Annotated in this window: 8 protein-coding genes; 4 read left to right on the top strand and 4 right to left on the bottom strand. The window is 62.3% G+C overall.

What is annotated here, in order from left to right:
• Window positions 1-402: 402 nt before the first annotated feature.
• From AC3XYG_RS01370 to AC3XYG_RS01355, 4 genes are read left to right on the top strand one after another with little or no spacing between them, the layout of a single operon-like run.
• Window positions 403-1,803, top strand: a complete 1,401-nt coding sequence (locus AC3XYG_RS01370; protein ID WP_489138016.1) for a DNA cytosine methyltransferase — start codon at window positions 403-405, stop codon at window positions 1,801-1,803.
• 1 nt (window position 1,804) lies between these two features.
• Complete coding sequence (locus AC3XYG_RS01365; RefSeq protein WP_489138015.1) at window positions 1,805-3,370, top strand: ATP-binding protein; 1,566 nt, start codon at window positions 1,805-1,807, stop codon at window positions 3,368-3,370.
• On the top strand, window positions 3,367-5,589 hold the full coding sequence (locus AC3XYG_RS01360) for a Z1 domain-containing protein (protein ID WP_489138014.1): 2,223 nt from the start codon (window positions 3,367-3,369) through the stop codon (window positions 5,587-5,589). Before AC3XYG_RS01365 ends, AC3XYG_RS01360 begins: the two co-directional genes overlap by 4 nt.
• The gene (locus tag AC3XYG_RS01355) at window positions 5,589-6,578 is read left to right on the top strand and encodes a PD-(D/E)XK motif protein (RefSeq protein ID WP_489138013.1); all 990 of its coding nucleotides are present in this window, start codon (window positions 5,589-5,591) and stop codon (window positions 6,576-6,578) included. The genes AC3XYG_RS01360 and AC3XYG_RS01355 overlap by 1 nt, the downstream gene beginning before the upstream one ends.
• Window positions 6,579-6,678: 100 nt before the next feature.
• Here AC3XYG_RS01355 and AC3XYG_RS01350 read toward each other — a convergent pair whose 3' ends face one another.
• The 4 genes from AC3XYG_RS01350 to AC3XYG_RS01335 all read right to left on the bottom strand — a co-directional run bounded on the left by AC3XYG_RS01350 (window position 6,679) and on the right by AC3XYG_RS01335 (window position 9,995).
• Window positions 6,679-7,587 (bottom strand): DNA cytosine methyltransferase, encoded by a 909-nt coding sequence (locus AC3XYG_RS01350; RefSeq protein ID WP_489138012.1) that lies wholly within the window; start codon window positions 7,585-7,587, stop codon window positions 6,679-6,681.
• A complete protein-coding gene (locus tag AC3XYG_RS01345) occupies window positions 7,562-7,771 on the bottom strand; it encodes a Com family DNA-binding transcriptional regulator (protein WP_489138011.1) in 210 nt (69 codons plus the stop codon). Before AC3XYG_RS01345 ends, AC3XYG_RS01350 begins: the two co-directional genes overlap by 26 nt.
• Window positions 7,772-7,930: 159 nt before the next feature.
• Entirely contained in the window at window positions 7,931-8,236 is a 306-nt protein-coding gene (locus AC3XYG_RS01340) for a hypothetical protein (protein WP_489138010.1), read from the bottom strand.
• A 7-nt stretch (window positions 8,237-8,243) separates the two neighbouring features.
• Complete coding sequence (locus AC3XYG_RS01335; RefSeq protein WP_489138009.1) at window positions 8,244-9,995, bottom strand: hypothetical protein; 1,752 nt, start codon at window positions 9,993-9,995, stop codon at window positions 8,244-8,246.
• Window positions 9,996-10,027 lie beyond the last annotated feature (32 nt).

Below are 10,027 nucleotides of genomic sequence, written 5' to 3'. Positions count from 1 at the left end.
GCCCAGTCGCGATCCGCCGCCGCCCGGTCGGGGGCGGTGGTGGCGCCGGCGGGCAGCGTTGCGGGGGCGAGTGGGGCTTGTGTCATGCCTTGATAAGAACATAACAGGAACATTTAAGCAAGATAATACCGCCCCATCACCGTCATCGCGAGCACAGCGACGCGATCCAGTCCCGCTGGCGCAGACCGCGCAAGCGGTGCCAACCTGGTGTGGCCGGGCGCGCGCTTTGGCATGACGGGGCGAACGGTTTGGCAGAAATGTCACTCGATCCGTTCACCGGAGCCTAGCACGCCAGATGGCTTTACCCTTTGGTCGGCCGTTCCACCCGAAGCGGACACCAACGCTCCGAGCAGACTAGCTACACGGGCGGTGTTGCTGCTAGATTGAGGGCGTCGATTCGTCTTGGATTTCACTGTTCACTATTCTGACAATATTTTTTTGCCACTTGAAGTAAGGTTGGCCGGCGCGTCAAATATGCGGATGCGATTCGTAGACTTATTTGCAGGACTCGGGGGTTTCCACCAAGCACTAGCGGCGCTTGGTCATGAGTGTGTTTTCGCCTCCGAGATCGATCCGGTTCTTGCGGACCTTTACTTAAAGAATTTTGGGGTGCGCCCTGCGGGCGACATCCGCGCCGCCTTCGACAAAGTTCCCGCTCACGACATCCTGTGCGCGGGGTTCCCTTGTCAGCCCTTCTCCAAGGCAGGCGACCAGTTGGGATTCGACTGCCCACAATGGGGCGACCTGTTCGACTACGTTATCCTGATCCTTGAGCGGTACAAGCCGCGCTATCTCATGATCGAAAACGTTCCAAACCTCATGCGGCACAATGAGGGCAAGACGTGGAAGGCGATCTGTGGGCGCCTGGAGCGAACCGGCTATTCGATCAGTTCGACACGCCTCTCCCCGCACATGTTCGGGATTCCGCAAATCCGCGAGCGTGCGCTGCTCGTTGGTGATCGCGAAGGGCTCGACGGTTTTGCGTGGCCAGAAGCCACGCACGCAATGGCTGATATCAATATCCGCAGCGTACTCGATACCAATCCAGTCGGTGCGCGAAAATTGAATGACCGGTTTTTCTTATATCTCACCGCATGGCAGGCATTGATCGACGCGCTGCCGGAAAATGAAGACCTACCATCCTTCCCTATTTGGGCGATGGAGTTTGGAGCGACATACCCTTACGCCGACAAAGCTCCTCGCCGCCTCGGGTTTGATAAGATCGACAGTTTCAAGGGGGCCTGCGGGAAGCGCCTTCGGGGCCTCACGACGGAGCAGATCGAATCGGCGCTCCCGGCCTATGCTCGCGATGACGTGGAGAGGTTCCCGGACTGGAAGAAGGAGTTCATCCGGCGGAACCGTCGCTTCTACAAGCAGCACAAGGCGGTGATCGACCCGTGGCTGCCGAGCATCCAGACCTTCTCGCCGAGCTTTCAGAAGCTTGAATGGAATTGGAAAGGCGGACCTCGCGACCTCTGGCAGGCGATCATTCAGTTCCGCGCGTCGGGCATCCGTGCCAAGCGCCCGAATGCCGCACCATCTCTCGTTGCGCTCACGACGAGCCAAGTCCCGGTGATTCCATGGGAGCGGCGCTATATGACGATGCGCGAGTGCGCTCGGCTGCAAAGCATGGGCGAATTGGAGCATCTGCCGGCGACGCAGAGCGGCGCTTACAAGGCGCTCGGCAACGCGGTGAATGTCGATGTGATTAGGGCGGCCGCTAGCAGGCTTTTGGTTTCCCCACCCGCGCAGTTCAGTGGCGATCCCCGGCGCTCATTCGCTATCATGAACGCGACGCTTTGACATGTCGACGCACGCACCCGTTGGGTCACGCCAGACGGTCAACATCAGGCCCGGCGTCAGCGTCCTCAGCGTCCTCCGCCATCTAAATTACAAGGCGTGGTTCGCCCTCGCCGAGTTCGTCGACAACGCAGTGCAGAGTTATCTCAGCAACGAGGAGGCATTAAAGGCACTTCATGGCGACGAGTTCCGTCTAAAGGTGCAGATCAGCATCGATCCGACGGCACCGGCTTGCATCTCGATCAAGGACAATGCCGGCGGCATCCAACTAGCCGATTTCCCGCGCGCTTTCCGACCAGCTGCCGTGCCACCCGACCGCTCCGGCCTTTCAGAGTTCGGCATGGGTATGAAGAGTGCGGCATGCTGGTTCTCGCCACGATGGTCAGTGCGCACCAAGGCACTTGGCGATCCGGCTGAAAGATTGGTCCGGTTCGAAGTGGACCGCATCGTTAACGACCAGATCGAGGAATTGGAGATAACGAGTCGCTCCGTGGATGCCGACTGGCATTACACGGAAGTGATACTCGAAGAACTCTACCATGTTCCGGTTAAGAAAACCGTCAGCAAGATCAAAGAACATCTTGCTGACATCTATCGAGTCTTCATTCGTGAAGGCTGGCTTGAACTGAAGTTCGGGAACGAGACGCTCGTTCCTGAGCAACCTTCCATCTTGACCGCCCCCTATGCCAAGAATCCCGACGGACCGTCGATCTTCTGGCGGAAGGATATCGACTTCGATCTTGGCAACGGCCAGGTGGTAAGCGGCTTCGCCGGCCTACGTGAACCGGGGAACTATGCGCGCGCCGGCTTTTCGCTATTCCGACGAGGCCGGCTGATCCAGGGCAGCGGCGATGAAGGCTACAAGCCCGATTTCATATTCGGCCAGCACGGCAGTTTTCGTTCGCTTCGCCTCTTTGGCGAACTACACCTCGAAGGGTTCGAGGTGTCCCATACGAAAGACGGTTTTAAGTGGGACGAGAACGAGCAACCCTTCGTTGAGTTGCTGAAGGAAGAACTCGATAAAGGCGAGGTCCCCCTGCTGCGGCAGGCCGACAACTACCGAGCCCTTGCCGCACGCGCCGACCGCGAGCGCGCTGCCAAGGAGGCAGTCTTACGGACGGCGACGGTGCTGGAGCAGGAACTGCCCCACGCCATTGAGCAGGTCGCAGATCACGGGCCGGCTGAGACGCGGACGATCCAACTCGACAGGACCCCGACCCTCGCGAGCCGTGAGATTGCGATCACCTTCCGCGCTGAGACGTGGCGTATTCGGATCGAACTCGGAGACGATCCTGCTGAAAGCGCTTGGCTGACATTGAGCGATGTCGATCCGGCTGACAGCCGCGAGCGCCTAATCGAAATTCGGGTCTCTTACGTCCACCCCTTCACAGTCCGCTTTGCTCCCCGCGGCGGCGATGATCTGGAAGCTCTACTGCGCGTCGCTGCTGCGCTGGCTCTAGCCGAGACGCTCGCCCGGCGCATCGTCAAGAATGCGGGCACTGTCAGGCGCAATCTGAATGAAATTCTGCGCGATGTGCTCTCTGCGACAGAACGGGAGGCACCGGGATGACGGCAGGCACTGTCAAGCCGCTAGGGCCGTCGCCCCGACGGCCAGGTGCGACTTGGGCGCCGGTGATCGGCGAGCAGGCTAACGGCCTCATGGAACGGCAGACCAAGCTCTCCGATGAGGCGCGCGAGCAAACGGCCCAAAGCGCCGCCGCAATTCTCGGTCGAGGCCAGGACCCGACCACGCCCGCTAGTTCGCGAACCGGCCTCGTGGTCGGTTATGTGCAGAGCGGAAAGACGCTGTCATTCACCACGGTTGTTGCGCTCGCACGTGACAACAACATCCCACTCGTCATAGTTGCCGCCGGGACCTCGGAGCCGCTCTTCCGCCAAACGCGCGACCGTCTGGTGGAAGAATTGCGGATCGACGATGACGACGTGCCGCCTGCATGGATGCACATCCCCAATCCTGGCCTTGAGAACGAGGATATCGTTCGGAAAATTCTCCGGGACTGGCGCGATCCCGAACTCGCCAAAGGGGACCGCGCTACGCTGCTCATGACTGTCATGAAACAGCACCAGCGCCTTCGGAACTGCAACGATCTACTAGCACGCCTCGACCTCGCCGGGATTTCCGCCATCATAGTTGATGACGAGGCCGATCAAGCAAGTCTTAATACGCTAATCAATCGTGGTAATGAGAGCACGACTTACCAACGGCTTCTCGAATTGAAGCGACTACTGCCAAACCATACCTTCTTGCAGTACACTGCGACGCCCCAAGCGCCACTCCTCATCAATATTATCGATGCGCTCTCGCCTGATTTCGTGGAAGTCCTTTCGCCGGGCGCGGGCTATGTCGGTGGCGTGGAGTTCTTTGGCCACGACCCCCACTATGCTCGTGTGATCCCGCCAAACGATATTCCCTCACGAAACAACCCCGTTTCCGGAGCACCCAGCAGCCTGCTTGAGGCGGTGGCGTTCTTCCTTGTGAGTGTAGCCGTCGGCCTCATCGAGGGGCGTTCGAAGGCGAACCCTAACCGCTCTATGCTCGTGCACCCGTCGCGCACAACGCTTGAGCACTTCCAATATTACCAGAGCATCATTAGCACTCGGGACGACTGGCTCTCGGTGTTAACTGGGCCCCAGACGGAGCCGGATCGTGCGACGTTGATCGCCGATTTCCACGTGGCCTACGACGACCTCGCTGGCACCGTCGCCAATCTTCCTTCTTTCGATGAGGTTCTCCTGAAGCTTCCCCGCGCACTCCGCGAGACGCAGGTGCGGGAGGTCAACCGGCGCGGTGGCCAGAAGACCCCGGCGATCGAATGGAAGCAGGCCTACGGTTGGATTTTGGTTGGCGGCCAAGCGATGGATCGTGGCTTCACGGTTCGCGAGTTGTCCGTCACCTACATGCCGCGTGGCACGGGTGTCGGTAACGCCGACACCCTTCAGCAGCGTGCTCGCTTCTTCGGCTATAAGGAGCGATACAAGGGCCACTGCCGCCTCTATCTTGAGGCAGCAGCCCTCGGTGCCTTTCAAGCTTACGTCGACCACGAAGAGGAGATGAGGAAGGAACTCATCACCCTTCAGGAATCAGGCGCGCCGCTCTCCAGTTGGAAGCGAAAATTCATCCTCGACCCGGCGCTCCAACCTTGCAGATCCAATGTCATCCAGCATGATTTTGGACGCGGAAATTACGCCGACGACTGGTTCCATCCTGCTATGGCAAAGATGTCAGAAGACGCCATCATTGCCAATACTACGATGGTCGATGGATTCTTGAAAGGGCTCCCGTTGGGGCCGGACACAACCTACGTGTCGAGCCAACCAGCTCAACAGCATTTTGTGGCAGATGATGTGTCGCTCAAGACGATCGTCGAGGATCTCTTGGTGAACTACCGCGTGCAAGGGCCGATCGATTCTAAGGACATGATAGGCCTCCTTCTGCAACTACAGAAGGCGTTGGAGCGCGACGGTAGCGAAACGGCGCGCGTGTATCGCATGAGGCCCAATTTTGCTGCTAACCGTGGGCTTGATGATCAGGGCCGAATTCCGAGCATCCGTCGCTTACACCAGGGGCCGACACGCTCGGACGGTGGCTATTCGTATCCCGGCGACCGGGCTTTCTTCGATCCCGATCGCGTGACGGTTCAGGTTCACGTTTTCGACCTGACCGAGGGTCCGAACGATACGGTGGTGCGTAGGGGAGTGCCGCTTCTTGCCGTTTGGGTCCCACGCCGGATGGAGGCCGATTGGGTGTCGCAGGACCAAGGCAACTAATGCTTCCCGATCTCGCCGATCTTCTTGCCAACCTCGCAGATACCACGTCGACTGAGGGCGCGTTCGTGGTGCGCGAGATTCCAGGTATTGAGGGTCACTATGTCGGGCGTGACGATCACGCTCGCGCCTGCGTTCTTCTAGGCGCCATTGATGGCGGTTATCGCGCACCAATCCGCCTCAGCGGTCTAGATGTGCAGTACGCGACTGATTGCGCCGTGATACTCGCGGGACGGCCGGAGGTTAGACAGAGTCTCACCGTCGTGCGGTGCACGACGGATGATGATGAAGCTGAACGATACTTTCTGCATGTGATGTCCAGCCTCCTACTTTTGGTCGGCGTCCGTCCTCGACTTCAGGTCATCGCTGAGGCGGTGATGCGCCTCGCCGCGATCTTTCAGCGCCTCTCAAGTATGGCAAAGGAAAGCGTGGTAGGACTGATCGGCGAACTCGTCCTGATTTCCAAAGCGCGCGACCCTGCTGCGGCCATCGCAGCTTGGCGACAGGATCCAGACGAGCGCTATGATTTCGTCGTTGGAGATCTTCGGCTCGAAGTGAAGACGAGCACGACGCGTCGCCGCGTGCATAGCCTGTCATACGAACAGTGCGACGTGCCTGCGGGCTGCGTGGGCGTCCTCGCCTCACTATTTGTGGAGCGAAGTGCTGGCGGCCTCTCCCTCGAAGGTCTGATCACGCAGATCTCGATCCGGCTCAATGGCAATCCCGCGGCAATCTTTCGGCTCGAACAGACCATCGCGGACACTTTGGCGGCCGATCTTCTCGGAGCCCTCGCCTTCAGCTTCGACCCCGACACCGCATCAGAATCGCTGACCTTTTTCGACCTCGACGGCATTCCCGCGGTGCGGGATGTCCTGCCGCCCGGTGTTAGCCAAGTCCGGTTTGCCTCCGATTTGAGCGGCTTGCCACCACTCGACGGCAACGCACTTCACGGGCGGTGCCCTAGCTTCGCACCCTTCCGTTTAACTGTGTGATTGGCGCTGCCGGTTGTGATCAGGCGGAGCGCGAAGGGCGAGCGCGATCAAGGGACTCGCCCTTCGCTTACGCGGCACTCACCGCTGCCGGGAAGGTGACCTATTCTCCAAGTCTGAGAGTACGCCACGCATGCGCCGCAGCCAGGGGGCAAACCCCGTTGCCGGCGACGTAGGATCGCTCCACCCGATGGGCCACCCCATTAGCCACTCCAAAAAAGCCGGGTTGTAGGTCAGGGTGCCGGGCGGCGACGCTTTCCCAGGCCTGCAGGTCAAATGGACCTGGGGGATAGATTGGCAGTCCGTCATGAGCGCTGCCGGGCGCAGACCAAGCCCCCGCGACAAAGCCCAGATCGAGGTCCATGTCCGGATCGCCTCGCGGATGCCCACATGCTTCCGCACTCCAGTCGACACCAGCATCGGACCAGCTTCCCCCAGCCGAAGGTCCGCCAAGTTCCCGGTCCCGCAGGCGGTCGGCGTCGGCCAGGATGAAGAGGCGCCGGCGCCAATGGGACGCGCCTGTCTCATACGCCGAGAACAATCCCGCTTTAACGCGGAAGCCCATGCCTTGTAGCTGTCGGCCGACGTCGGGAAATCCCAGCGTGAGATGCCCTTCGACGTTCTCGCAGAAGACGAATCGGGGCCTGACCTCGTCGATAATTCGGGCGATGTGGGGCCACAGGTGCCGGACATCCTCCTCGCCTCGCCGTTTTCCAGCGAAGCTGAACGGCTGGCAGGGATAGCCCGCAGAGATGAGATCCACAGTCCCACGCCACGGGCGGCCGTCGAAGCTGGCAACGTTGTTCCACAGAGGCGCGTCACATAAGGCCTGGTCCGCCATCCGGGCCACGAGGGTGGCTGCGGCGAAGGCATCCCGCTCGACGTAGCAAACAGTGCGATATCCGGGTTCTGCGAGGTGGAGGCCAAGCTCCAGCCCGCCAACTCCTGCGCAGAGTGAGAGCCCTCGCAATCGGCCGCCGGCTCGATCAGGGGCATCGGTAAGTATAGCCACAAGCGCTGTCTCCTCGATCGGCGCTCTGGGCGCTCGGTCGGGAGGGGCTCTCGGCCCTCAGAGTTCGGGTAAAGGTGCCGCACCGGGTGCATTTGATCTCGATCACAGCATCCGGTGCGGTCCGGCACAGCAGCTTTCCACAGCTGCAGCGCAGGTCTCGGTAAAGAGGTCTCGACTCCTGCATTGTCGCTCGATCTATTGCGCCCGTCGCAGGCTGCGACGACGGGCCGGCCGAGGAACGGCCGTTTTCGGTCGGGCGAGCTCAACCCTCGCGGTTCGGGGCGTTGGCGCGCCCCGTCCCCCGTCCGCTGCGCGGCCGAGGCGATGTCGATCACAGAATCGGTTAGGCTTGGATCGAGGCGGCCAGGGCCGCGTCGCGCTCTGCCACCGCCGCCGCCAGCTCGGCTTCAAGGGCGGCGATGCGGGCCAGGGCGGCGGCATTCAGGATTTCGCAGACCTGCGCGATCGTCGGCTCCGTCTCGGACGTGATCGGCATCGGCGGGTTGATGGTGGTCGCCCCCGGCACGATCACGCCGTCGCGCAGGATCGAGGCCGCCGTCTGGTAGTGCTGGCCCTGTAGGGTGCCGGCTATGTGATCCCAGCGGACGAGCCATTCGTAGGGGCCTGTTACTTCTTCGAGCGTCGGCATAGAGACCTCAGTTGGTGCGATAGGTGATGGTGAAAGACATGATCCCGGCGGCGCTGAGCTGGCCCATCTGGATGAATGCCTGGCTGACGCCGTTGCCGCTGAAGATCGGGCTGATGGCGGTGCCGTTGGGACCGCGGAAGCGGGCCAGGATCTGCGATTGGCCGGCGGGGAACGCGATGGTCTGCGCCGTCACCGCTGCGGTTGGCAGGTTGTTCGGGACGTTGGCGGCGACGTAGGGCAGCCCGTTGATGACCACGTCGCCGGCGGCGGCCGCATCGATCGCCGTCCATTGGACGTAGGCGACCGCCACAACTATCTGGCCAACGCGGATGTAGTTGCCGCTGTTGTTGGGGTGCATCGTCTGCGTGCCCTGCGTCGTGCTGCCGGTGAGGGCCGGCGTCCAGACGCCGGTTTCATAGATCTGCATCGGGTCATTGCGCGCGCCAGCAGCGACGCAGGTCCACGCGGCCCCGGTGTACATGAAGTCGGCGAAGCATCCCGTCCGGACGGTGATGCCGCTGCAGACCAGCCGGCCGGGGCCGTTGCCTGCATTGATGACGCGCTTCATGGCACCGAGGTAGGCGCTGGTGGTCGACAGGGTCACGGTGCGGTCGGCCACCAGGTTGGCGATGAAGGCGACCACGCTGGCGCTGCCGAGAACAGTGAGGGTCGCGTTGGCATCGGCCACGGCGTTGACGTAGGAGGACAGCTCCTGGAGCCGCTGCCAGGTGGTGCCATCGCTATAGAGCGGGCCGGAGCCACCGCCGAGGTCCGAGCAGTCCACCACGCCCTGCGGCGCTGAGGACGCCGCCGGCAGCGTCGCCAAGGTGTAGGAGCGCAGCCGGGCGATGCGCTGGGCATCGATCACGGTGTTCGCCCCGCCCATCTGGAAGTTGCCGAGGTTGTCGAACCGCGCCCGCTCGACCGGGGCGCCGCCGCCGCTGGTGAACAACCGCAGTGCCGCCGCCACACCGGTCGCCGTGCCAGCGCCCATCGCCACGGCGTCGATCGTCGCGCCCGCCACCATGCCCGCGCCGCTGCTGCCGGCGAGGTTCAACTCGCCCAACGCCGTGCCGGACGGCACCGCCACATGGCTCCCCACAGCGGTGCCGAACGACTTCGCCACCATCACGCGGGCGGGCGACGGGTCAGCGCTCCAGCGCATCGCGGCCAGGCCGGCCGCTGTCGTGCTGTTCGACTGGATGTCGGCTGTCACCCCGCTAACGCCAGTCTGGGGTGCACCACCGGTCGAGATCCGGACGCCGGTCGCGGTCAGCAGGTCGCCCGTGAGCGTGTCGCCGGCCTTGGCCAGACCGCCGAGATTGGCCAGCGCCGCCGGCGCCGTGGGAGCGCCGGTGCCGCCCTGGGCGACAGTCAGAATGCCGGCAGCGCCCGGCCGGCCGGTCACCACTAGGCCATTGGCCGTGCCGTCGAGATAGACGGCGGCGATGGCGCCGGGATCGATCGCGACCAACGTCGTCCCGACCTTGACGGTCAGCGCGGCCGACCCGGTGTTCTGGATTGTGATCTCGCGCTTGATCTGGGGCAGCGTCAGGGTCCTGGCCACAGCATTGCCTGTGATGCGCAGCAGCGCCGCCCGTCGCGCCTGGGCAGCCGTCACGGTGACATCCCCGGCCGACAGGTCGAGGCTGATGAATTCGGTCAGCGCCGCATCGACCTGGCCGAAGGCATCATTGATCGTGACCTCCTTCTGGGCCTGGGCGGCGGCGACCTGGGAAAGCGCGAGATTAGAGGTCAAGGGTCACCTTTCTGCCGAAGCCGCGACCGATG

The organism is Inquilinus sp., from assembly GCF_057815775.1.
Note: the sequence above shows the minus strand (reverse complement) of the source record. Positions and strands in the feature narration are given on the sequence as shown.